The sequence below is a fragment of the Salinicola salarius genome, from assembly GCF_003206135.1.
Classification (GTDB): domain Bacteria; phylum Pseudomonadota; class Gammaproteobacteria; order Pseudomonadales; family Halomonadaceae; genus Salinicola; species Salinicola salarius.
Window position 1 is genome coordinate 1 of the sequence record NZ_PZJT01000005.1, and the last position, 24470, is coordinate 24470.

Consider the following 24470-nt stretch of genomic DNA (forward strand, 5'->3'; position numbering starts at 1 on the left):
AACTGATCCAGATCGCCGTCGAGCACCTTGTCGCAGTTGCTGCTCTGCACGCCGGTACGCAAGTCCTTGATCCGCTGGTCGTCGAGGACGTAGGAGCGAATCTGGCTGCCCCAGCCGATGTCGGCCTTGCTCTCTTCGGCCTGCTGCTTGGCAGCGTTGCGCTTCTGCATCTCGTGCTCCCACAGCTTCGCCTTCAACTGCTTCATGGCGAAGTCGCGGTTGGCGTGCTGGCTGCGCTGGCTCTGGCAGGCCACCACGATCCCCGTCGGCTCGTGGGTGATACGCACCGCCGAATCGGTGGTATTGACGTGCTGACCGCCGGCACCGCTGGAGCGGTAGGTGTCGGTTCGCAGATCGGCCGGATTGATCTCGACCTCGAAACTGTCGTCCACCTCGGGGGAAAGGAACACGGACGCGAACGAGGTGTGCCGACGCCCGCCGGAATCGAACGGGCTCTTGCGCACCAGACGGTGAACGCCGGTCTCGGTACGCAGCCAGCCGAAGGCGTATTCGCCCTGCACGTGAATGGTGGCGGACTTGATCCCGGCCACTTCGCCCGCGGAGACTTCGGTCAGCTCGGCCTTGAAGCCATGATGCTCGGCCCAGCGCAGGTACATGCGCAGCAGCATGTTGGCCCAGTCCTGGGCTTCGGTGCCGCCGGAGCCGGCCTGGATGTCGAGATAGGCGTTGTTCTCGTCCATCTCGCCGGAGAACATGCGCCGGAATTCCAGCTTGTCGAGCTGGCCTTCGAGATACGCAAGCTCCTTGCGCACCTCGTCGATGGTCGCGTCGTCCTCTTCCATCACCGCCAGCTCGAGCAGCTCGCGATTGTCGGTGAGGCCCGCATCGAGAGTATCGATGGTCTCGACCACGGCTTCCAGCGACGCCCGCTCCTTGCCCAGCTTCTGGGCATAGTCGGGATCGTTCCAGACGTCCGGGTTTTCCAGCTCGCGGGAGACTTCTTCTAGCCGGTCTTTCTTCTCGGCATAGTCAAAGATACCCCCTCAGGACGTCTGTCCGTTCGGACAGGTCCTTGATGAGGTTGTTGATCGGGTTGATCTCTTGCATGGGATTCCTGCCAACGTAGCCGCGGGCGCTCCCTCGGCTCGACGAATGCTGAACCGGAAAAACGAATCGAGAGAACGCCCCAAAAGGGCGCTCATTGTAGCCAACTGCCGGCATAGCGTCATCCCGTCAGACGCGGGCAAGCGCAAAGCGCTGTACGGCCGGGCTCGATGCGCTAAGGTTGGAAAATCATGAGCCATCTACCAATAACCATTCGGTCATCGATCACTCGGTCTTGACCCTCATTTCAGGGATAGCATTTCCATGTCACCGACTCGCCTTGCTGCCGCCATCGGTTTCGCTGCCACACTCACTGCCCTGCCGCTCCAGGCCGCGACGCTGCAGGTAGGCATTTCCGGCGATCCCGCCTCGCTCAGTCCGGCCAAGATCACCGGCGGCGTGTGGGAAGAGGACGTCCTGCGGGACATCTTCGAAGGCCCGATCGCCATCGATGCCGACGGCCAGATCATCCCCGGCGCTGCCGAAAGCTGGGAGATCTCCGACGACGGCAAGACCTACACCTTTCATCTGCGTGATGGTCTCGAATGGTCCGACGGCGAGCCGCTGACCGCCGATGACTTCGTCTACGCCTATCGCCATCAGGTCGATCCCAAGACTGCCTCCAACTACGCGCATCGGCTTTACCCGGTGGTCAACGCCCAGGCGATCAATGCCGGCGAAAAGCCGCTCGAGTCGCTGGGCGTCGAATCCCTGGACGACGGCAAGACGCTCAGGATCACGTTGAACGCGCCCACCGTCTATTTCCTCAAGACGCTGGTACTGCCGTTTGCCTATCCGATTCCGAAGCATGTCGTGGACGAATTCGCCGACGACTGGAGCGATCCGTCCCACATTGCGGTGAATGGCGCGTTCAAGCCGGTGAAGTGGGTCTCCAATACCGAGCTGGAAACGGTCAAGAACCCGAACTTCCATGATGCCGACAACGTCAGTCTGGACGGCGTCGACTACTATCCGCTGGAGGACAAGAACGCCGGCATCCAGCGCTTCCGAGCCGGCGAGCTCGACATCCTGCGCGACTACCCCGCGGCGCAGTATCCGCGCCTCTCCGAGAATCTGCCGGACGCCACGCACCTGTTTCCGTCATTGGGCACCTACTACTACGTGTTCAACCTGCGTGACGGCTCGCCGGTAGCGGACAAGCGCGTGCGCGAAGCGCTGAGCCTGGCGATTCGTCGCGACGTGATCGCCAAGCAACTGCTGAAGGGCGGCGTCGAGCCGGCCACCTCTCTCGTGCCCCCGGGCACCAGCGACTACGAGGCCCAGTCCCAGCCGGGGCTCGATGACGACATGGACAGCCGTCTGGCTCGTGCCAAGTCGCTGATGCAGGAAGCCGGCTACGGCCCGGACAAGCCGCTCGAGCTGACGCTGCGCTTCAACAGCGGCGACGAGCACCGCCAGATTGCCGTGGCGGTCGCCGCCATGTGGAAGCCGCTGGGGGTCGACGTCGAACTCAGAAATACCGAAGCCAACGTGCATTACGCCGACCTGATGGAAGGCGATTTCCAGGTCGCCCGTGCCGCGTGGATCTCGAGCTACGACGACGCTCAGAATTTCCTGCAGTTGCTCTCGGCAGAGACCAACAACTATGGCGGCTACCAGGACGAGGACTACAACGGCCTGATCAGCCAGTCGGATGCCGAGCAGGATCCGGCGAAGCGCGCGCAGCTGATGCAGCAGGCCGAAGCCCTGGCGCTGGCCGACTATCCCCTGACACCGATCTATACCTACAGCTCGCGCAATCTGGTCAACCCTGACGTCGATGGGTGGAACGACAACGCGCTGGATATGCACGCATCGCGCTGGGTGCAGCTTCCAGAGTCACGGGATGAACGCCCAGAGTGATTCGACTAACGTCTATCTGTGACTAGAATCACAACGAAGGCGGCGTCGTTGCCGCCTTCGCTCGGCCATATGCATGAAATGAAACGGACTATCGAGCATTTGAATTAGACGATGCATGAGCTTCACGCGAAGGTATCGCATCCATTTCGCGGGCGTCCTCGCCAGTCGATAGTTCAGGAACGCATTCGGCCCGAGCCCCTGGCGAATGTGCCACAACAACAAGTCGGAGTTTCAACAGATGTCCAAACTGCATCTTCCCCGCGCACTGTTTCCGCTCAGCGCATTGGCGCTGGCCACCTCCCTGGCAGCCTCCCCGGCACTGGCAGAGACGCTCAACATCGGCGTTCAGGGCGAGCTCGCCTCGTTCGATACCTCGCAGGTTTCCGGTGGGGTATGGGAGTCCCAGGTGCTGATGGACGTCTACGAGGGTCTGGTCAAGCAATCACCGGACGGCGAGCTGCTGCCGGGCATGGCCACCGAGTGGGAAGTCTCCGACGACGGCAAGACCTATACCTTCCACATGCGGGAGGGAGCAAAGTGGTCCGACGGCGAGCCGGTCACCGCCGAAGATTTCGTGTTCGGCTGGCAGCATCTGCTGGCACCGGAGAACGCTTCCAAGTACGCCTACATGCTCTATCCGATCGTCAATGCCGAGGCGATCAATACCGGCGACAAGAAAGCCGACACCCTCGGCGCCGAATCGCTGGACGGCGGCAAGACGCTCAAGGTCACGCTCAACCATCCGACGCCCTACTTCCTGCAGTTGCTGACCCACTACACCTCTTATCCGGTGCCCAAGCATCTGGTCGACGAGTACGGCAAGGATTGGGTCAAGCTCGACCATATCGCCTCCAACGGAGCGTTCAAGCCGGTGGACTGGGTCTCGCAGTCGCGCATCAGCGTCGAGAAGAACCCGGCCTACTACGATGCCGACGAGGTCTCGCTGGATGGCGTCAACTACTACACCGTCGAGGACCGCAACGCGGGTATTTCCCGTTTCCGCGCCGGCGAACTCGATGTACTGTCCGACTATCCCTCCAGCCGCTATCAGTGGCTGAAGGACAATCTGCCCGATGCCACCCACATGAGCCCGATGCTCGGCTCCTACTACTACGTGCTCAACAATCGCGACGGCAACCCCACCGCCGACAAGCGCGTGCGTGAAGCGCTCAACCTGGCCATTCGTCGCAACGTGCTCTCCGAGCAGATCATGGCCGGCAGCTTCAAGGCTTCCACCGCCATGGTTCCGCCCGGCACCAGCCACTACGACGCCCAGCAGATGGACCTCGGCAGCGACGACATGAACGATCGCATGGCCCGCGCCAAGGCGCTGCTGAAGGAAGCCGGCTACGGTCCGGATCATCCGCTCGAACTGCGCCTGCGCTACAACACCAGCGACGAGCACAAGAAGATCGCCATCGCCGTGGCCGCGATGTGGAAGCCGCTGGGCATCAACGTGCAGATGATCAATTCCGAAGCGACCGTCCATTACCAGACCATCCAGCAAGGTGATTTCGATGTCGCCCGGGCCGGCTGGATCGCCGATTACAACGACGCCGAAAACTTCCTCACCCTGCTGCATACCGGCGTCGGCAACAACTACGGCGCCTACTCCAATCCCGAGTACGACAAGCTGATGGATCAGGCGGCGCAGACCCAGGATCTCGACGCCCGGGAAGACATTCTCGAGAAGGCCGAGAACGTGGCGCTGGACGACTATGCGTTCATTCCCATGCTGACCTACGTCACGCGCAACCTGGTGAATCCCAAGCTGGAAGGCTGGGCAGACAACGTCGAGGACGACCATCCGTCGCGCTGGGTCCACTTCACGGAGTAACGGCTTGAGTCGCTGCCAGGAGACGCCGAGGTGAGCTGTATAGGCGTTACCGTCGCCGGTTTATGGACTTCTCCCGAAGCGCCGCGGGCCATCGATGCCCCGGCGCTGGGCAACCCGGCTCTGCTGGAACACTGGCTGGCCGCGCTGGATGACGACACCCGCCTCGCGCTGTGCAAGGAGAAACGGCTCGCCACCCAGGTGCTGCTGGATACGCCAGTCGAGATACTCGAACGCCATCGGGACAGCCAGGGCAACGACTGGTGTCGAGTGATAGTCCCGAGCCAGCCCTCGTCGCTCGATCCTCGCGGTTATCCGGGCTGGGTTCCGAAGGCGCAACTCGCCGAGAACGATGGCTGTACAGCGAGCGCCGAAGCGGTAACGGTAATCTCACCGATTGCCTGGCTGCAGGGTCTGCCTGGGGACCATGCGCTCAAGCTAAGCTTCCTGACCCGGCTGAGACTGGCTAACCCGGTCGCCAAAGACGCCAACCGCGTCTGGGTCGAGAGTGCGCTGGGGCGGGGCTGGCTGCCACGGAATTGTGTTCATCTGCCGGATGAACGCTTCCCGGCAACCGCCGCCACGCTGGAAAGGCTCGGCAGACGTTTCGATGGCCTGCGCTACCTGTGGGCCGGCAACTCGAGCTTCGGCTACGACTGCTCGGGGCTGGTGCACAGCCTGTTCGCCGCCATCGGCATCGCGCTGCCCCGCGACGCCTCCGATCAGATCGAGACGGGGCAGTCGGTCGAGAGTGGCGAGCGCCGACCCGGCGACCTGCTGTTCTTCGAAAAGCCCGATGACGAAGGCCGATTAGTGGTCGATCACGTCGCGCTCTATCTCGGCGACGACCGCATGCTGCACTCGCCGACCAACAACGCGCGTGTCGAATGCCGCCGACTCCGTGGCAGCCGCTATGCCGAACAGCTCTGCGCGGTGCGCCGCTACCTGTCCACGCCGGAAGCGTCCTGAGTCGAACCGCCGGCAAGATTAAGGCAGCAATGCAGAAAAGCGCCGCTATTGGCAACGAATGGAATACGATCGAGACGGGATTCCCGTTTCCGGCAACAAGCCCGACGAGAGTCCCGGCAACTAGGCCAGTAACAACAATCGTCTGATAACGGATGGACTCGATCATGCGTCAACCGCTCAAACATGGATCCCATCGGCGGCCCGGCAGATTCGGCCTCCCCCTGCTGCTGGGGCTGAGCCTGCTGGCCGGCGCCGTTCAGGCCGCCACGCTGAGCATCGGTATTCAAGGCGAGCCCGCCTCGCTGGACACCGCCCGGATCGGCGGCAGCACCTGGGAGAACGACGTCCTGGGAGATCTGTTCGAAGGCCTGGTCACGCTGGACCCGGCCGGCGAGTACATCCCCGGCGGCGCCAGCGGCTGGGACCTCAGCGACGACGGCAAGGTCTATACCTTCAAGCTGCGCGACGATGCCAACTGGTCGGATGGCGAACCCGTGGTCGCCGAGGATTTCGTGCTCGCCTTCCAGCGCCTGTTCGATCCGGCCAATGGCGCCGTCTATGCCAGTCTGTTCTATCCGATTCGCGGCGCCGAGGCGCATACCAAGGGCGAGAAGGATGCCCCCGAACTCGGCGTCGAAGCCGTCGACGCCAAGACCTTGAAGATCACGCTCGACCAGCCGACGCCCTACTTCCCGACGCTGCTGGCCCATATCGCCGCGTCTCCGGTGCCGTCACATCTGATCGAGCAATTCGGCAACGACTGGACGCAGATGGGCCATATCGCGACCAACGGCGCCTTCACGCCGACCAGTTGGGTCTCCCACGATCATATCGCGGCGCGCAAGAACGTCGAGTTCCACGCCGCCGACGATGTCGCGCTGGATGGCGTCGACTACTACCCGGTCGAGGATCGCAGCGCCGGTCTGCAACGCTTCCGCGCCGGCGGTCTGGATATCGTCCGAGACTTCTCGCCGGATCGTTACCAGTGGCTGCAGGAGAATCTGCCCGACGCCGTTCATCTCGCGCCGCAGCTGGCCAACTACTACTTCGCGCTCAACCAGCGCGATGGCCACCCCACCGCCGACAAGCGGGTGCGGGAAGCGCTCAACCTGGCGATCCGCCGCGACGTCATCGCCGACAAGATCATGGGCGGCGTGGTCTCCCCGGCCAGCGGCTTCGTGCCGGAAGGGGTCAGTCATTTTGAGGCCCAGACCATGCCCGGCCTGGATCGGACGATGGAGGAGCGGGTTGCCGAGGCCAAGGGCCTGCTCGCGGACGCCGGCTACGGCCCCGATCATCCACTCGAGCTGACGCTGCGCTACTCCACCACCGAGGCCAACAAGCGCATCGCCGTGGCGCTGGCCGCGATGTGGAAGCCGCTCGGCGTCGAGACGCAACTGGTCAACGCCGAGGGCGCGGTTCACTACGCCGAGCTAGCCAACGGCAACTTCGATGTCGGGCGTGGCAGTTGGGTCGCGGACTTCGACGACGCCAGCAACTTCCTCGGCATCCTGCAGAGCGACTCGCCCAAGAATTACGGCGGCTATCGCAGTCAGGCGTTCGACGAGCTGATGGCCAAGGCCAGTCGCGAGACCGACATGGCCGCCCGCCAGCAACTGCTGCAGCAGGCCGAGCGACAGGCGCTTTCAGACTATGCGGTGGCACCGATCTACGTCGACGTCTCGCGCAACCTGGTCAACCCCAAGCTGGAAGGCTGGGAAGACAACGCCCTCAATCGGCATCTGTCGCGCTGGCTTTCGCTGCCGCAGGGAAACTGAGTCCCATCCCGAGCTGCGCCGGCAGAGGATGCACTCACGACAACAACAAAAGACACCGCTGGAGCGAGGGCGGAATCAGGCATGACGAAAACAACAGTCAGAAAACTGCTCGTTATTGCGGGCTGCGCGATTCTCACACTGACGCCGCCGATGGCAGTAGCCGATATCGAAGGGGGCAAGCAGATCCTGCGCCGCGCCAATGGGGCAGAACCCTCGTCACTGGATCCGCAGTTGATGACCGGGACCTGGGAGTCGGCCATCATCTCGGATCTGTTCGAGGGATTGCTCACACGAGACGCTGGTGGCAGCTCGATCCCGGGCGTCGCCGAGTCCTGGCACATCTCCGACGACGGACTGCACTACACCTTTCACCTGCGTGGCGATGCAAAATGGTCGGACGGAACGCCGCTGACCGCCGACGATTTCGTCTATGCCTGGCGTCGAATCCTGAGTCCGGAACGCGCCGCCCCCTATGCCTACATGCTGTATCCGATTCTCAACGCCCGCGCCTATAACCAGGGCGAACAGCCGGCCGACGCGCTGGGCGTCGAGGCCAGCGACGACCACACGCTGAGCGTAACGCTGGCCCGCCCCACGGGCTATTTCCTGGAGATGCTAAGCCACGCATCGACTTACCCGGTTCCACGCACCGCCATCGAGCAGTACGGCAGCGACTGGACCAAGCCCGGTCACATGATTTCAAACGGCGCCTTCGAGCTGACCGAATGGATCTCCCACGACCACATCGCAGCGGTGAAGAACCCCGACTTCCACGACGCCGCCAATGTCGCGCTCGACGAGGTCCGGTTTCTGCCCATCGACGACGGTCGAGCCGCCCTCAATCGCTTTCGCGCCGGCGAAGTCGACATGACCAGCAGTGTGCCGACCGATCGCATCGAGTGGGCACGCGAGAACCTGCCCGACGCGCTGCATGAAACACCGACGCTGGCGACGTTCTATTTCGCTTTCAATCAGCGGCCGGGCAGCGTTCTTGATGATCTCCGTATCCGCGAGGCGCTCAACCTTGCCGTTCGGCGTGACATCATCACGACGAAAATTACCCGACTCAATCAGCCCCTCGCCTACAGCCTGGTGCCCACCGCAATCAGCAATTATGACGGCCCCGAGTTCGACTTTGCCCAGGAACCGACGGATGAGCGGCTTGCCGAAGCGAAAGCGCTCATGCAGGACGCCGGCTACAGCCCAGATCACCCCCTGCATCTGACGATCGACTACATCACCAACCAGGACACCAAGCGCATCCCGGTTGCCATGGCCGCGATGTGGAAACCGCTCGGGGTCGAGGTCACGCTCACCAACAGCGACGCCGCCGTCTATTACTCGAAATTGCGCCAGGGCGACTTCCAGATCGGCATGGCGCCGTGGAACGCCGACTACAACGACGCCAGCAACTTCCTGGATCTGTTCCGCACCGGCGTACCCAACAATCACTCCGGCTATAGCAACGCCGACTACGACGCCATGATGGAGCGCGCCTCGAACGAGCTGGATCTGGACAAGCGCGCGCAGCTCATGGCCGACGCGGAAGGCATTCTGCTGGACGACTACGCCATGTTGCCGCTCTATTTTTACATTCGACCGGCACTGGTCTCGCCGTCGCTTTCCGGCTGGGAGGAGAGCCCGATGGACGATCATCTGAGCCGCTGGATGTACTTCAAAGATGCCGAATGACGATGCCGACTAGAGAGTTATTCATGACCGCAGCCAAGCCGAGAAGAGGCCGCAACACATGCTGATCTACACCCTCAAGCGCCTGCTGCAGGCTATCCCCACCCTGCTGATCGTGATCACGATTTCGTTCTTCCTGATGCGGGTGGCACCGGGCGGCCCGTTCGACGGCGAACGCCAGCTGCCGCCGGAGATCGAGGCCAATCTGATGGCGGCCTATCATCTCGACGAGCCGTTGCCGATGCAGTACCTGCGCTACATGGGCAATCTGCTCCAGGGCGATTTCGGACCGTCGTTCAAGTACAAGGACTTCTCGGTCACCGAGCTGATCATGCAGGGCTTCCCGGTCAGTCTGGAAATCGGGGGGCTGGCGATACTGCTGGCGCTGATCGTCGGACTGCCGCTGGGCATCGCGGCGGCGCTGAAGCGCAACTCGACGATCGACTATCTGGTCATGGGCACGGCGCTGACCGGTATCGCGGTTCCCAACTTCGTGATCGCGCCGATCTTCGCGCTGGTGTTCGGGGTGCTGCTGGGGTGGCTGCCGGCGGGCGGCTGGAACGGCGGCGCCCTGCCCAATCTGGTGCTCCCGGTCGTGGCGCTGTCGATCCAGCAGATCGCCTACATCGCGCGGATGATGCGCGCCAGCATGATCGAAGTCCTGGGTAGCCACTTCATCCGCACCGCCCGGGCCAAAGGTCTCAACGAGGGCGAGGTGATCTGGCGCCATGCCATTCGGCCCGCGCTGCTGCCGGTGATGTCCTACCTCGGCCCGGCCATCGCCGGGATCATCACCGGTTCCGTGGTCATCGAGCAGATCTTCGGCATTCCCGGCATCGGCCGCTACTTCGTGCAGGGCGCGCTCAACCGCGACTACACCCTGGTGATGGGTACCGTGGTCTTCTACGGCGTTTTGATCGTGCTGATGAACCTGATCGTCGACCTGCTCTATTCGGCACTCGATCCCCAGATCCGCTATGACGACTGATTCACTACAACGACTCGACCGTGACGACGATCCGAGCATGACAATGACGATCATGACCAAGAACAGGGAGGCCGCTGATGACATCCGAATCCAAGCCCTATAGCGGCGAACAGCCGGATGGCGCCCCGCTACCCGCCGGCGGCCCCAATCCGCCCCGATCCCCAGACCCCAAAGCTGGCGCGGCACCGGTGGGTGAAAGCCTGGCTCGCGACGCCTGGCGTCGTCTCAGTCAGAACCGCGCTGCCATGGCCAGCCTGGGCCTGCTGATCGCGATCATCGTGGTCTGCATCGTCGGCCCGTGGCTGCTGCCGTGGGGGCTTGCCGAAGTCGACTGGAACGCCTTCGGCACCGGTCCGACGCTGGAAGGCGCGCACTATCTCGGCACCGATGCCAACGGCCGCGACCTGCTCACCCGCGTGCTTTATGGCGGGCGCGTGTCACTGTCGGTGGCGCTGGTCGCTTCTTTCGTCAGCCTGGTGATCGGCGTTCTCTACGGCGCCATCTCGGGGTATCTGGGCGGTCGCGTCGACAACTACATGATGCGCTTCGTCGACATCATGTATTCGCTGCCGTTCATGTTCCTGGTGATCCTGCTGATGGTGGTGTTCGGCCGCAACATCTTCCTGATCTACGCCGCCATCGGCGCGGTGGAGTGGCTCGATATGGCACGTATCGTGCGCGGCCAGACCCTGGCGCTGAAACGCCGCGAGTTCATCGAGGCGGCCCATGCGCTCGGCGTGCGCGACACCAAGATCGTCACCCGCCACCTGATACCCAACGCCATCGGACCGGTGATCATCTACGTCACCCTGACCGTACCCAAGGTGATCCTGCTCGAGAGCTTCCTGTCGTTTCTGGGACTCGGCGTGCAGGAGCCGCTGACCAGCTGGGGCGTGCTGATTTCAGAGGGCGTGGACATGATGGAAAGCGCGCCGTGGATGCTGCTGGTGCCGTCGTTCTTCCTCGCGGCGACGCTGTTCTGTCTCAACTTCCTGGGCGATGGGCTGAGAGACGCCCTCGACCCGCGCACACGCTAAGGAGCCGTTTCATGAGTTCTTTGCTCGAAATCGACAAGCTCAGCGTGACGTTCCGGTTGCCCACCGGCCCGGTGACCGCGGTCAAGGACGTGAGCTTCACCATTGCCGAGGGCGAGACGCTGGCCCTGGTCGGCGAATCCGGCTCCGGCAAGTCGGTGACCTCCACCGCCGCCATGCGCCTGCTGCCCGAGCTCGCCGAGACCACCGGTGCCATCCGCTTCAACGGCGAGGACCTGCTCGAAGTGACGCCCAAGCGCATGCGCCGTGTCCGCGGCAATGACATCTCGATGATCTTCCAGGAGCCGATGACCTCGCTCAATCCGCTGCACCGTATCGGTCGCCAGATCGGCGAGGTGCTGGTCAAGCACAAGCAACTGACGGGCAACGCCAATCGCCAGCGGGTGCTGGAGCTGCTGAACCAGGTCGGCATCCCCGAGCCGGAGCGGCGCATCGACAGCTATCCGTACGAACTTTCCGGCGGTCAGCGTCAGCGCGTGATGATTGCGATGGCGCTGGCCTGCGAACCCAAGCTGCTGATCGCCGACGAACCGACCACGGCGCTCGATGTCACGGTCCAGGCGCAGATCCTCGAGCTGCTCAAGTCGCTGCAGGCCGAGTACGGCATGGCGATCCTGTTCATCACCCATGACCTGAGCATCGTTCGCCATTTTGCCGATCACGTCGCGGTGATGCGCTATGGCGAAGTGGTCGAGAGCGGCCGCACGCTCGAGGTGTTCGACAACCCCCGCCACGACTACACCCGCATGCTGCTGGACGCCATTCCGCGCGGGCGCAAGGAGCCCGCCCCGGCAGACGCACCGGTGCTGATGAGCGGGCGCGATATCAAGGTGCGCTTCCCCCTCAAGAAGCGCCTGTTCGGCAAGAGCGAGTACTTCGAGGCCGTGCGTGGCATCGACCTGTCGATTCGACGCGGCGAGACGCTGGGCATCGTCGGCGAGTCCGGTTCCGGCAAGTCGACCCTCGGCCGCGCCCTGCTGCGGCTGCTGAAGTCCGAAGGCGACATTCGCTTCGAGGAGGCCGACATCTCCGGACTCGACAAGTCCGGCATGCGTCCGCTGCGCTCGCGTCTGCAGGTCGTGTTCCAGGACCCCTTCGGTTCGCTCTCCCCGCGCATGACGGTGGGCGACATCATCAGCGAAGGTCTCAAGGTGCATCATCCGGAAATGAACCGCCGCCAGCGCGAGGCAGAAGTCATCGCCGCGCTGGAAGAGGTCGCCCTCGACCCCGCCATGCGCAACCGCTACCCCCACGAGTTTTCCGGCGGCCAGCGCCAGCGTATCGCCATCGCCCGTGCGCTGATCCTCAAGCCGGAACTGCTGCTGCTCGACGAACCGACCTCGGCGCTCGACCGCTCGGTCCAGGTCCGCGTCATCGACTTGCTTCGCGATCTGCAGAAGAAACACGGCCTGACCTATCTCTTCATCAGCCACGATCTCTCGGTGGTGCGTGCACTCTCCGACGACGTGATGGTGATGAAAGAGGGCCGCGTCATCGAACACGGCTCGGTGGAGGCGATATTCTCGAATCCCCGGGAACCCTATACCCAGGCGCTGCTGAAAGCGGCATTTCTGGAGAGCGAAGCCGCGGCCTGAGGTTACCGCCCAGCGTGCGAAGAAAGCGATCAACAACAATCGACTCAAGAGGTCATCGTGCTCTACAGCAAACTCATCCCTAACAAGACAGTCACATCATTGATCCTTGGTACACTTCTGACCGGCGCATCGGTCGTGGCATCCACGGGTGCGTTGGCGCAGTCACAACCGCCGTCCGCCGAAAAGGGGGAATGGGATCTCACCGATCTCTACGCCTCACTCGACGACTGGCAGCAGGCGCTGAACGATGTTGATCGGCGCATCGAAAGCCTCGACGATTTTCAGACGACGCTGACCGAAAGCCCGGAGGCGCTGGCCACGGCACTGGACGCCATCCGTTCGGTCGAGAAATCCGCCAGTCGCGTTCAGACCTATGCCTCTCTCCAGGCGGACGAAGATCTACGCGACGGGCCGGCCCAGGAGCGCCAAGGTCAAGCGGAGCAATTGATGGCGCGCTTCGAATCGGCTATCGGTTACCTGCGTCCGACGCTGATCCAGATGGACCGCGATACCCTGTCGAGTTGGCTGTCGAGTCCCGGGCTCAAGGATCATCGCCGCTTTCTGGAAGATGTGATTCGCGAAGCGCCACATACGCTATCGAAACAGACCGAATCCGCGCTGGCCGCGTTGGGCCCGGTGATGAGCCATGAGACGCCCTATTCGCTGCTGGCGAATTCCGATATCGACTGGCCCACCATTACCATCGAAGGAAAGAGCGTGCGGCTCGACGCGGCCGGTTACAGCCACTGGCGAGAATCCAAGGATCGCGACGTGCGCCAGCGAGTGTTCGACGCTTACTGGCCGGCCTGGCAACAGTTCACTTCCACCTTCGGCTCACTGCTCAATGCTCAGGTCCAGCAACACGTCACCGAGTCGAGGCTGCGCCACTACGACAGCGCGATGGCCGCCGCGGTCTCCCGCGACGACATTCCTCCGGCGGTCTATCGGCAACTGATCGAGTCGACCAACGCTCACTTGGACACGCTGCACCGCTACCTCAAACTGCGTCAGCGCATTCTCGGCGTCGATCAGTTGCACTACTACGATATCTATCCACCCCTTGCGGAACTCGACAAGACCTTCGATCTCGACGACGCGCGACAGCTGACCCGGGAAGCGACGACTCCGTTGGGTCCGCATTACGCCAAGCTGCTCGCGCATGCCACCGGTTCGGCCTGGACCAGTGCCTACCCGAGCCAGGGCAAACGCTCCGGCGCCTACATGAACGACTCGGCCTACGACGTTCACCCCTACGTGCTGATGAATTTCAACGGCGCCTACGGCGATGTCTCGACCTATGCCCACGAATGGGGCCACGGCATTCACAGCATGCTGACCGAGGAAAATCAGCCCTACCCGACGTCGGACTATTCGATCTTCACTGCCGAGGTCGCCTCGACGACCAACGAACAGTTGCTGGTCGATCGTATGATCCGGAAGGCGAAGACGCCAGAGGAGAAACTCTTCTACGTCGGGCAGGCACTCGAGGCGATTCGCGGGACCTACTTTCGCCAGGCGCAATTTGCAGAGTTCGAGCTGGCCATTCATCGCGCGGCGGAGAATGGCGAACAGCTATCCGGTGATCGCCTGACGCAGATGTATGGCGAAATACTGCGCAAGTACTACGGCGTCGACCAGGGCATTACCGCCATTGACGAGACGGACTACGCCGAGTGGGCCTACATTCCGCATTTCTACTACGACTTTTACGTCTATCAATACGCCACTTCGATAACCGCGGCGCAGATGTTTGCGCATGGCCTCGAGAATAATCCAGAAAAATGGCGAGATCGCTACCTCAACGTGCTTTCACAGGGCGGCGCGCAGAGTGGATATCAACTGTTGAAAAAAGCCGGCGTGGATCTCGCCACGCCGACGCCCTACGACAACTTGAATAAAAACATGAATCATCTCATCGACGAAGCCGAAGAAATTCTGGATCAGGCCGGCTGACGATCAGGCCGTTAGTCGTGGGGTTCTAGAAATCCTAAAGACCGCTTTTTTTCCGAAAACAATAATGTCCTCCTCCCGGAGGGCATTATTGTTTTCGGTATCACGTATTCCAGAGCACACCGACCTTTACCACTGCGACCATTATTCAATTTTTCATGCGAAATTTCTATCCTATCATTCAAAAAGCGCATGTACCTTGCAAGTGCAATTGAAGAAAAATCGCACAAAAAAAGTGCAAATAAACTGCAACACAAAGCGCACCACTCAATAGATATAAGCAACTCAAAAAAAGAAACAAAAGATAACGATGACATCCGAATTCCGAACGAATGACTGACATTTCGCTCATTCCAACCACACCCAAAATTGCTTTCTTTTGCTCAATGTACTATGAAATATACCAATATAAACAAGGGCTTATTTTGGTCGGAATACTGCCCTCTTGTTTTGTATAAAATATTCTATTTTTCTGTCCATCATTTCGGCGCATGAATTTAGACCACTTCCTGAAAAACTGATGTCTCCCACCGCTTCTGGCACATAAATTGCTCCAAATCCAGAAAAGGGAATGCGGCACCTATTAATGGGCCGCAAGCAAGCTGTCACCAGAACAATCGAGATAATATGACCGCGATCGAGAACGCGCTTCCCATTCAGGACGCTGCGCAGAAAAACAAACGTTCGATATCCCGACCGGAGATGTGGGTTCTGGTAGCAATATCGGCGTTAGTTCACGGGTTGATATGGTGGTCGTTGAATCGCCAACCCATGATTGCCGCTGAAGTGCTGCCCAACCAGGCGTCTCAGGCATCAGAAGTCACGGTCTCGTTGACCAGCGCTCCTCCACCGGAACCCCCGCCTCCGGTCGAACCGCCACCTCCCGTGCAGGAAGCGCCGGTCGTGGACGACGTCGCCGTCACGCCTGCCGAAGAAGAGGTGGCCCCTGAGCCGGAACCCGAGCCTCAGCCAGAACCTGAGCCCGAACCCGAGCCTCAGCCGGAGCCAGAGCCAGAGCCAGAGCCAGAGCCCGAACCTCAGCCGGAACCCGAGCCTCAGCCGGAGCCAGCGCCTAAACCGGCCCCGCAGAAGTCAGCGCCGACACAAAAACAGGCTCAGACCTCTCGGCCTACACAGAGCTCCAGCGCATCGTCGAGCAACGAGGTCACACCCGCGGTATCCGGCATGCAGAGCCTGGGCAACCCGCCGCCACGCTACCCCTCGCTGGCACTGCGCCGCGGTTACGAGGGCAATGTGCAGTTGAAGATACTGGTTATGCCCGATGGCACGGCAGGTCAGGTACAGGTCACTCAATCCAGTGGACATCGAGAACTGGATGAAGCCGCCGTCGAGACGGTTCGCGGCTGGACGTTCAAGCCGGCAAGACGTGGCGATACCCCGATCAAAGGCTGGGCACTGCAGACCATCGCGTTCCAGCTCCCCAACTGACGAACAACAATGACGCAACACCTTCAGCAAGGAAAAACACCATGATGGAATCCAACGGCATTACCGCCATGATCGTACCCGGCGTGCTCTGGACGCTGATCGTCTTCTCCATTGCGACCTGGGCCATTCTTCTGATAAAGGGTCTTCAGTTCGCCAGGAATCGCATCGAGAACAAGCGATTCCAGAAAGTATTCTGGGAAGCCAAGAGTATGGAGGAAGGTGAATCCATTAGTGAAAAGCGCCCGGGTACCATGGCTTCAATTGCCCGTGCTGGCTTCGCGGTAGTCACCGGGCGGGATATCGCGCCAAAGAATCAGGCTCTGGCGCAAAAGATCAATCGATCCGACCGCCTCGAGCGCAGTCTGAGACAGCAGATTCAGCGCGAGCGTCGCTCGCTCGAAGGTGGCCTGGCGATCCTCGCCAGTATCGGAAGTACCTCTCCTTTCATCGGTCTATTCGGCACGGTTTGGGGGATCATGGAGGCGTTGATGACGATCGGTGAAACCGGTGAGGCGGGTCTGGATACCGTGGCCGGGCCTATCGGTCATGCCCTGATTGCCACAGGGGTCGGTATCGCCGCCGCAGTTCCCGCGGTACTGGTTTACAACTACTTCACGCGGCGCCTGAAACTCACCGTTTCGCTGATGGATGACTTCGCTCACGACTTCTACAGCCTGGCCCAGCAGCACGCCTTTCAAAGCCACGCGCCCAGGCCTGTCGCACCCGAAGTACCGTCGCCTTCACCGGCAATGGGTTGAGCTTGACGTACCGAGACTGCACTCAAACCGCACATGAAAAGGTAATGAGACATGGCTTTTTCCAGTCACGACGATGATGAAGTTCTCAGCGAGATGAACGTCACGCCGTTGGTCGATGTGATGCTGGTTCTGCTGGTGGTATTCATCGTCACCGCACCGCTCATGACCAATGCCGTTCACGTCAACTTGCCCAAGACGGGGGCCGTTGCCCCACCTGAAACCAAGGAGCCGATGGTAGTGAGCGTGGATGCCGATGGTGCTTACTTCATCGGCAAGGAGGAGTACAGCTTCGAGGATCTAGAGCAGGCGCTCGTCCAGGCACATGATGACAATCCCGATCAGGCCGTACAGCTTCAGGCGGACGAGGGGGTGGAATACGGCATCGTTGCCAAGGCGATGGCGGCACTGGAGAGATCGGGCATTCAGAAAGTGGCCGTTCTGACCCAGCAATGATCATGAGTTATTAGACCTTACACCTCACGATCCAGTTCATTCAAAAAGGAGAAACGGCACCACCACATAACAACAAGCTAGAACATCCGAATAATAGTTATTGACTACTGAATACCAACAACTGCTATTCAAGGAACATCAGGTAATGACAACTAGAAAAATTTGGGATGCCAAGCATCCCACGGACCCGCTTTGCCCGAAATTCGAGTGGCGAAGCTCGATCCTGCGTCCCGGTGTGTGGCGTAAATCATCCCTACTGGCGTCGACCTGCCTGATCCTGGCAGCGGCACCACTGGCCATGGCACAGAGCAGTGACGACGATTACGTCGCCCCGCCAGCCGGTGCATCCGACGAGATTGCCGAGCCGGCTCCAGCCGAAGCGGCACCCGCTGCGGCTGCCGCCCCTGCTGCGGCCGTCGCGGCACCCGCAGCGGCGCCGACGCAGGATCTCGGTCGCATGGAAGTGACCGGTTCGGCAATTGCCCGAACCGATGCCGAGACCGCGGTCCCGGTGACGATCATCGAAGCTGAAGAGATGCGGCAGCAAGGTATTACTTCAACCGCACAGCTGCTCTCGCAAATTTCAGCCAACGACACAAGCTACGGGCCAGGTTATGGCACAGGCACAGCCATTACCGGTGGAGCCAGTTTTGCCAACCTGCGCGGTATCGGCACAGACAAGACACTGGTGCTACTGAACGGTCGCCGACTGGCCAACAACTCGCTGGACGGCAGCGCCGTTGACCTCAACTCGATTCCATTCGGTGCTATCGAGCGAGTCGAGGTGTTGCGTGACGGCGCCTCGGCAATCTACGGGACCGATGCCATCGGTGGTGTAATCAACTTCATTACCAAGAAGAATCTCACCGGTGGCAACGTCGAATTCGGCTACGATTCGCCAACCCACAGTGGCGGTGGCGATAGCGGCGATATCAGCGCGACCTGGGGCAACGGCGATCTCGAGACAGACGGCTTTAATATTATGGGGTCGATGCGCTACCGCAAGCAGGACGACGTTGATTACACCGACCGCAACAATATCCGTCAGATCTATGATCCCGGCAGTGGTATCAATGGAACCTCCTCCTACGCCTATCCCGGAAACTACTATCAGGGAGACGTGGCGGGCAATCTGCTGGCAGGCTCGGGGTGCGACGGTGAAGGGCTAGTCGATACGGGTGGCGGCACCTGTACCTATGACTACGGTCGGTACGGGCAAATCCAGCAGAAGACCGAGAACACGTCGCTTTACACTCGAGCCGCGGCCAAGCTGGCGGAGAACCATACGGCCTCTCTCTCCTACCTGTGGTCACGAAATAAAAATACCTCGCTGAGCGCGCCATCACCGACTTCTGGTGGTCCGGTCATTCAGCCCGGGACGCCCTTCTATCCGGACGATCCCGCGCTCGACCCAACTCAACCGATCGACGTACGTTGGCGCGGCATCCCCGCTGGCCCCCGTGTGACCGACAACACCATCGACGCCCAGCGTCTGGTACTAGATTTCACCGGAGATTTTTCCGGTTTCAACTACGATAGCGCCGTTTCCTGGAACCGCAGTGATACTGACCTGAACTATCGCAGCGGCTATCTCGATGATAATGATCTGCAAGACGCTTTCAATAACGGACTGATCGATCCCTTCTCCACCGACCCGCTGACCGCCGCCGGCCAACAGGCCCTGGCGGATGCCGAGGCCAGTGGGCTGGTGTGGACCGCCCAGAACGATGTTTATGCCTGGGACGGTAAACTCAGTCGTGAAATTGGCGACTGGTTTGGCGCCGGGTCCTCGGCCATCGCCGTCGGCGCCGACTACCGCCACGAGCGACTGAAGCTCGAGACCGATCCCGACGTAGCCTCTCGTGCGACCAGTGGCGGACTCTCGCCGGATGCCTCGATCAACGAGAGTCGTGATGTCAAAGGTATCTACAGTGAATTGAACGTACCCATTATCGACGGGCTCGAAGTCACGGCGGCAGTGCGCTATGACGATTACAGCGATGTGGGCGATACCACCAACCCCAAGATTTCCTTCCGCTGGCAACCCTTCCAGCAACTGCTGGTTCGTGGTGCCTATAGCGAAGGATTTCGCGCGCCTTCCCTGTATGAGCTCTACGATCCTGCAGCGCAGACGTTCTCGCCAGGCGGCCTCAATGATCCCAGACTTTGCCCCGGTGGCTCACCTGCCAACGGCGGCGTTGCCAGCCGCGACTGTAACACTCAGTTCCTGGAGGAGCAGGGAGGCAACGAGGACCTGAAACCGGAAGAGGCCAAGAACTGGACACTCGGCTTCGTCTATCAGCCGTTCCAGAGCTTCTCGGCGGGTCTGGATTTCTGGTGGGTCGAGATCGAGAACGAAGTTGCCCTGCCGACTTCCGATTACGTTATCGCCAACGAGCCTGGCAACATCGTGCGTAACGATGACGGGTCAATCGACTACATTCCGGTTCGCTATCAAAATCTTGGTACCACCAAGACCAACGGTGTCGACGTGTCGGCAAACTATCGACTGCCGACAAGCTACGGCTTCTTTACCGTGGGCTACACCGGCACATACGTCGATCGCTATGACTTCCAGGAAACGCCAGATGGCGATTACGTCAGTCGCGTCGGGCACTACCGCGCCGGTTACGGCACGGTCTTCCGCTGGAAACATAAACTTTCTGTCAACTGGAACAAGGGCCACTGGGGTGCCGGTGTCATCAATCACTACATGACGGGCTATGACGACTACGACACCTCTACTCACAGTGAAGTCGGTTCCTACACGACTTGGGACGCACTGGGTTCGTACGCGTTCACGGCCGGCCCGACAGTTACCGTCGGCGTACGGAACATGTTCGACCGCGACCCGCCGTTCTCCAACCAGCCAGAAGTTGGTCAGCTCGGCTATGATGCCCGCTATGCCGATGCACTGGGCCGCACGGTCTACGCCCGCTTCAATTACGCTTTCTGACGGGCAACGCGTTCCTTATCGATCGATTGCCGCTGCCCGAGGCAGCGGCTTTTTTATCAGCTCAAAGAAAGGCCCTAGGAGTTATGACTCACAGACGCATCTTTTCACCCCTGACATCAGCACGCGCCATCGCCATCCTTTCAATAGCCGGCACAATGGGCTCACTTGCCCTTGCCGACACGCCAGCCTCTACCCCAACCATGGGAACGTGGGGGGTCGATCTAAGTGCTAGAAATACCGCCGTCGACCCCGGCGACGACTTCTACCACTACGTCAACGGCGGCTGGCTGGCACGCACGCCGATTCCGGCCGACCGCAGCAACTACGGCGTCTTTACCCAACTGGCGGAGCGCGCCGAACAGCAGGTTCGCGATATTCTCCACCAGCTCGATGGCGCCGACACCCCGCCGAACTCGCCCCAGCAGCGACTGGGCGATTTCTACCACGCCTGGATGGACGAGGGCGCTATCGAGGCCAAGGGCCTAATGCCGCTGATGCCGGACCTGGAGCGCTTGGCGGCGATCGGGAGCAAGGGGGACCTGGCCCGCTTCAGCGCCGACAGTCGTCTCGGCGTGCCGGCTATCGCGACGCCAGAGATCGATATCGACGTCAAGGCACCGGATCGCTACGCCGCGTATCTGTCGCAGATACCGCTGATCCTGCCCACCCGGGACTACTACCTCGGCGACGATCCGCGCTTCGACACGATTCGCCAGGCCTATCTCGGCTACATCGACAGGCTGCTCGCATTGGCAGGGCAGCCCCATCCCCGGCAGAGTGCGCAGCGTATCCTCGAGCTGGAGACCGCCATGGCGAGGGTCGAGTGGGCACCGGCCAAACAGCGGGATCGCGATCTGACCTACAATCCGCTGCAGTTGGATCGACTCGGCGACTATGCCCCCGGTTTCCCCTGGCAGCCATGGCTCTCGGCCAGCGGTCTTGCCGGGCAGGACAAGGTCGTGCTGGCGGAGAATACCGCCATTCGCGAGCTGGCACGGCTTTATGACGAAACGCCGCTCTCGACGCTCAAGACCTATGCGACGTTCCGACTGCTGGATGCCAACAGTCCGTATCTCTCCAGCGACTTCAGCCGGGCGCATTTCGATTTCCATGGCAAGCGTCTCTCCGGCCAGCCGGAGCAGCGCGAGCGCTGGAAACGCGGCGTGTCGCTGGTCAACGGGTTTCTCGGTCAGGCCGCCGGCAAGCTTTACGTGATGCTGCACTTCTCACCCCGCGCCAAGAGCGAGATGCAAACGCTTGTCGCCAATCTCGAGGACGCTTACCGTGACCGTCTGCAGCACCAGGTGAGCTGGATGACGGACCAGACTCGTCAACGCGCGCTGGACAAGCTCGACGCCTTCACTGCCAAGATCGCCTATCCCGACGATTGGGAAACCTATGCCGGAATGGACATTCGTTCGGACGATCTTTACGGCGATATCGGTGCCGCACGTCAGTGGCACTGGCAGGACGATCTCGCCAAGCTCGGCGGCCCGGTGGACGAGACCGAGTGGTTCATGAATCCGCAGACGGTCAACGCCTACTATTCTCCGTCCCGCAACGAGATCGTCTTTCCCGCGGCGATTCTGCAGCCGCCCTTCTTCGATCCGAACGCCGACCCGGCGGTCAACTACGGCGGCATCGGCTCGGTGATCGGCCACGAGATGAGCCACGGGTTCGACGACCAGGGTCGCAAGTCGGACGGTAGCGGGATGTTGGTCGACTGGTGGACGCCGACCGACGCCGAGCATTTCGACGAGCTGGCCAAGCGTCTCGGGCAACAGTACGCCGAGTACGAACCGGTGCTGGGATATTCGCTCAATCCGCAACTGACCATGGGCGAGAACATCGGCGATCTCGGCGGCCTCAACATCGCCCTGGGCGCCTATCATCGCTCACTGGGTGATGAATCCGCGCCGGTCATCGACGGCTTCTCCGGTGACCAACGCTTCTTCCTGGCCTGGGGCCAGGTCTGGCGGCGCCTGATGCGCGAGGAGGAGATGATCAATCGTGTGCAGAGCGATCCGCATTCGCCGTCGCAGTTCCGCGTCAATGGCATCGTGCGCAACATGGATGCATGGTACAACGCCTTCGATGTCACGCCTGGCGACGATCTCTATCTGCCGCCGGAAGAGCGGGTGGTGATCTGGTAGCCTCGGTTCGGATGGAAGAAAAGCAGCCCGAACGACGCCCCCCAGCCAGATGGCCGGGGGGCGAGTCCGTCAGCTTGGGTCGAGGCTGTCCGATCTCAGGCGCGCCGATCATCTTGGCGATCAGCGTCCCGGTGATACCGAAAATGGTGCCGATTACACCCAGTACCGGGCCAGCCACGCGGGCCCCCATGAAGACCCCGCTCTCACACGGGTGCCGATCCCGTCGCAGATTGCGCCCACGGTCTTGTCGTCATCTAACTTGACCTCCAGCAAACCGTCGTCGGCGCAATCCGGAAAGCCATGGGTGTTGAGGAGTCGAGCAAGACAACAGAGGCAAACCGGCCTCGGGTTGGATTTAGTATTTCGCCTACTCATTTTCCAATGAGCGCTACTGAGTGACTTATTTCTTTATTCTGTAAACGAAACACCCATCGACAATTATGCATCTCTGTTATCAGCGGTGGCGTCATTAACATCTATTACATACCAACTATCAACTCGTGGTCCGATCCTGAAGTGGCGTCAAAACTACTAAAAAAACCCCGGCCTGAGCCGGGGTCGTGTTAACGCTATGGTCGTGAAATCAGAAGCGATAGGTCGCCTGCAAGCCAAACAGATTGAGCGAGTTATCGTAATCCGCGCTGTAAGTAGTACCGGGGAATTGTTCGCTGGTCTGGTTGACCTCGGCGTCAGCCTCCTGAATATAGGTGTAAGCTACGTCGATGGTTAGATCGGGAGTGGGTGTCCAGCCGGCGCCCAGTGAAAACAGTGTACGATCGGCCGATGGCACGCGGACCGTACGCGTGCTATCGCTGATCGGCGATTCATCATAGGCGATCCCCGTCCGCAGCAGCCACTGTGCGTTGACGCGGTAGGACAGACCCAACGCATACTGCCAGGCGTCTTCGTAATCCTGCTGTTCGCTGACCGGTAGTAGGTCGTTCTCCACATTCAGCTCATCAAAGCGACTCCAGCGGATATAAGTCGCGGCGGCCATCATGGTCCAACGATCATTGAATTCATGAGTGATCGAAAAGTCGATGGTTTCCGGTAGTGTGATATCCAGCGAGGCATCGCGCTTCACGTCCCCCGGGACAATGAGGTTGGAGACGGTAATATCGCCATCGAGGGTGTAGTCGACCTTGGACCGGTAGGTTAGACCCAGCGTGGTGGACTCGATCGGCCGATAGATCAGGCCGATGTTGTACCCCCAGGCTTCATCGTCGCCGTCGACGTTGACCGTGCCGTCCGGGCTCACGCCAGGTGCCGTCAGGCTTGGCGTTTTTTGCTCAAGTTCTCCATTGATAGAGTTGTAGGTAATACCCACACCGACCGAGAATTTGTCATTGAAACGATAGGAGAGTGTCGGCTGCGCGGTGATCACTTCCACGTCACTGTAATTACCGAAGTAGCGGCCCTTGAAATCATCGTTGTAATCGGTAATCAATCCGAAGGGGGCGTATACACCGAGACCAAAGCTCCAGCGATCATTGATCGGCTGCACGTAATAGCCGAAAGGAATGGCCTTTTGGGGAATCATGTCGCCATCAGTGCTGCCACCAGAACGCGCGCCTAACGTGGTGGCGGTATCGTTACTGATGTCACTGCTGGCATCGATGTAGTGCGTGCCCGCAGTCAACTGCGCCCGATCGAGAAACGACATCCCTGCCGGGTTGCCGAAGACAATGGTGGCATCTTGAACGTTGGAAGCTCGCCCCGCCCAGGACGTGCCCTGACCGCTGACGCTCTGTTCCTGCAACTGAAATGCGCCCGCCAGCGCTTGTCCTGATACTGCGGCGCTCGCTAGAGCAACGGCTAACGACAGACGGTGATAACGAATCATCATGATTGATTCCCTCTGGACTCAGGAAGCCGCCGCGGCGTCTTGCCCGCCTGTTAATGCGGTCGGTAATTC

At 60.7% G+C, this 24470-nt stretch carries 16 protein-coding genes; 14 read left to right on the forward strand and 2 right to left on the reverse strand.

The features are described 5' to 3' along the window. Window positions 1–1068, reverse strand: a protein-coding gene (gene prfB / locus DOM32_RS05385; protein WP_110631982.1) for a peptide chain release factor 2 whose coding sequence is annotated in 2 segments (ribosomal slippage) — window positions 1–992 and window positions 994–1068 — 1067 coding nt annotated over the 2 segments. Because the reading frame shifts where the segments join, the coding sequence is not laid out codon by codon here. This gene is flagged as partial in the annotation. 261 nt (window positions 1069–1329) lie between these two features. Here prfB and DOM32_RS05390 point away from each other — a divergent pair. The 14 genes from DOM32_RS05390 to DOM32_RS05455 all read left to right on the forward strand — a co-directional run bounded on the left by DOM32_RS05390 (window position 1330) and on the right by DOM32_RS05455 (window position 22555). Further along, the gene (locus DOM32_RS05390) at window positions 1330–2928 is read left to right on the forward strand and encodes a peptide ABC transporter substrate-binding protein (protein WP_110631984.1); all 1599 of its coding nucleotides are present in this window, start codon (window positions 1330–1332) and stop codon (window positions 2926–2928) included. Window positions 2929–3166: 238 nt separating this feature from the next. Further along, window positions 3167–4765 (forward strand): peptide ABC transporter substrate-binding protein, encoded by a 1599-nt coding sequence (locus tag DOM32_RS05395; RefSeq protein ID WP_110632388.1) that lies wholly within the window; start codon window positions 3167–3169, stop codon window positions 4763–4765. A 30-nt stretch (window positions 4766–4795) separates the two neighbouring features. After that, on the forward strand, window positions 4796–5731 hold the full coding sequence (locus DOM32_RS05400) for a C40 family peptidase (RefSeq protein ID WP_157957022.1): 936 nt from the start codon (window positions 4796–4798) through the stop codon (window positions 5729–5731). Between the two features lie 164 nt (window positions 5732–5895). Then, window positions 5896–7509 (forward strand): peptide ABC transporter substrate-binding protein, encoded by a 1614-nt coding sequence (locus DOM32_RS05405; protein ID WP_110631988.1) that lies wholly within the window; start codon window positions 5896–5898, stop codon window positions 7507–7509. Window positions 7510–7590: 81 nt separating this feature from the next. Next, window positions 7591–9201: a peptide ABC transporter substrate-binding protein gene (locus DOM32_RS05410; RefSeq protein WP_110631990.1), complete on the forward strand. Its 1611-nt coding sequence runs from the start codon at window positions 7591–7593 to the stop codon at window positions 9199–9201. A gap of 58 nt (window positions 9202–9259) precedes the next feature. After that, on the forward strand, window positions 9260–10186 hold the full coding sequence (gene oppB, locus DOM32_RS05415) for an oligopeptide ABC transporter permease OppB (RefSeq protein ID WP_110631992.1): 927 nt from the start codon (window positions 9260–9262) through the stop codon (window positions 10184–10186). A gap of 77 nt (window positions 10187–10263) precedes the next feature. After that, on the forward strand, window positions 10264–11223 hold the full coding sequence (locus DOM32_RS05420; protein WP_110631995.1) for an ABC transporter permease: 960 nt from the start codon (window positions 10264–10266) through the stop codon (window positions 11221–11223). An 11-nt stretch (window positions 11224–11234) separates the two neighbouring features. Continuing rightward, entirely contained in the window at window positions 11235–12836 is a 1602-nt protein-coding gene (locus tag DOM32_RS05425; protein ID WP_110631998.1) for an ABC transporter ATP-binding protein, read from the forward strand. Between the two features lie 135 nt (window positions 12837–12971). After that, window positions 12972–14789, forward strand: a complete 1818-nt coding sequence (gene pepF, locus DOM32_RS05430; protein WP_157957023.1) for an oligoendopeptidase F — start codon at window positions 12972–12974, stop codon at window positions 14787–14789. 1182 nt (window positions 14790–15971) lie between these two features. Beyond that, window positions 15972–16235, forward strand: coding sequence for an energy transducer TonB (locus DOM32_RS17710; RefSeq protein WP_157957024.1), 264 nt, complete (start codon window positions 15972–15974; stop codon window positions 16233–16235). A gap of 41 nt (window positions 16236–16276) precedes the next feature. Then, window positions 16277–16993 (forward strand): MotA/TolQ/ExbB proton channel family protein, encoded by a 717-nt coding sequence (locus DOM32_RS05440; protein ID WP_208625312.1) that lies wholly within the window; start codon window positions 16277–16279, stop codon window positions 16991–16993. 51 nt (window positions 16994–17044) lie between these two features. Continuing rightward, entirely contained in the window at window positions 17045–17446 is a 402-nt protein-coding gene (locus DOM32_RS05445) for an ExbD/TolR family protein (protein WP_110632008.1), read from the forward strand. Between the two features lie 145 nt (window positions 17447–17591). After that, window positions 17592–20402, forward strand: coding sequence for a TonB-dependent receptor (locus DOM32_RS05450; protein ID WP_208625313.1), 2811 nt, complete (start codon window positions 17592–17594; stop codon window positions 20400–20402). A 155-nt stretch (window positions 20403–20557) separates the two neighbouring features. Next, window positions 20558–22555: a M13 family metallopeptidase gene (locus tag DOM32_RS05455; protein WP_167400648.1), complete on the forward strand. Its 1998-nt coding sequence runs from the start codon at window positions 20558–20560 to the stop codon at window positions 22553–22555. A gap of 583 nt (window positions 22556–23138) precedes the next feature. On the opposite strand, the gene DOM32_RS05460 is transcribed toward DOM32_RS05455, so the two are convergent. Further along, window positions 23139–24401, reverse strand: a complete 1263-nt coding sequence (locus tag DOM32_RS05460) for an OmpP1/FadL family transporter (RefSeq protein WP_110632017.1) — start codon at window positions 24399–24401, stop codon at window positions 23139–23141. Window positions 24402–24470 lie beyond the last annotated feature (69 nt).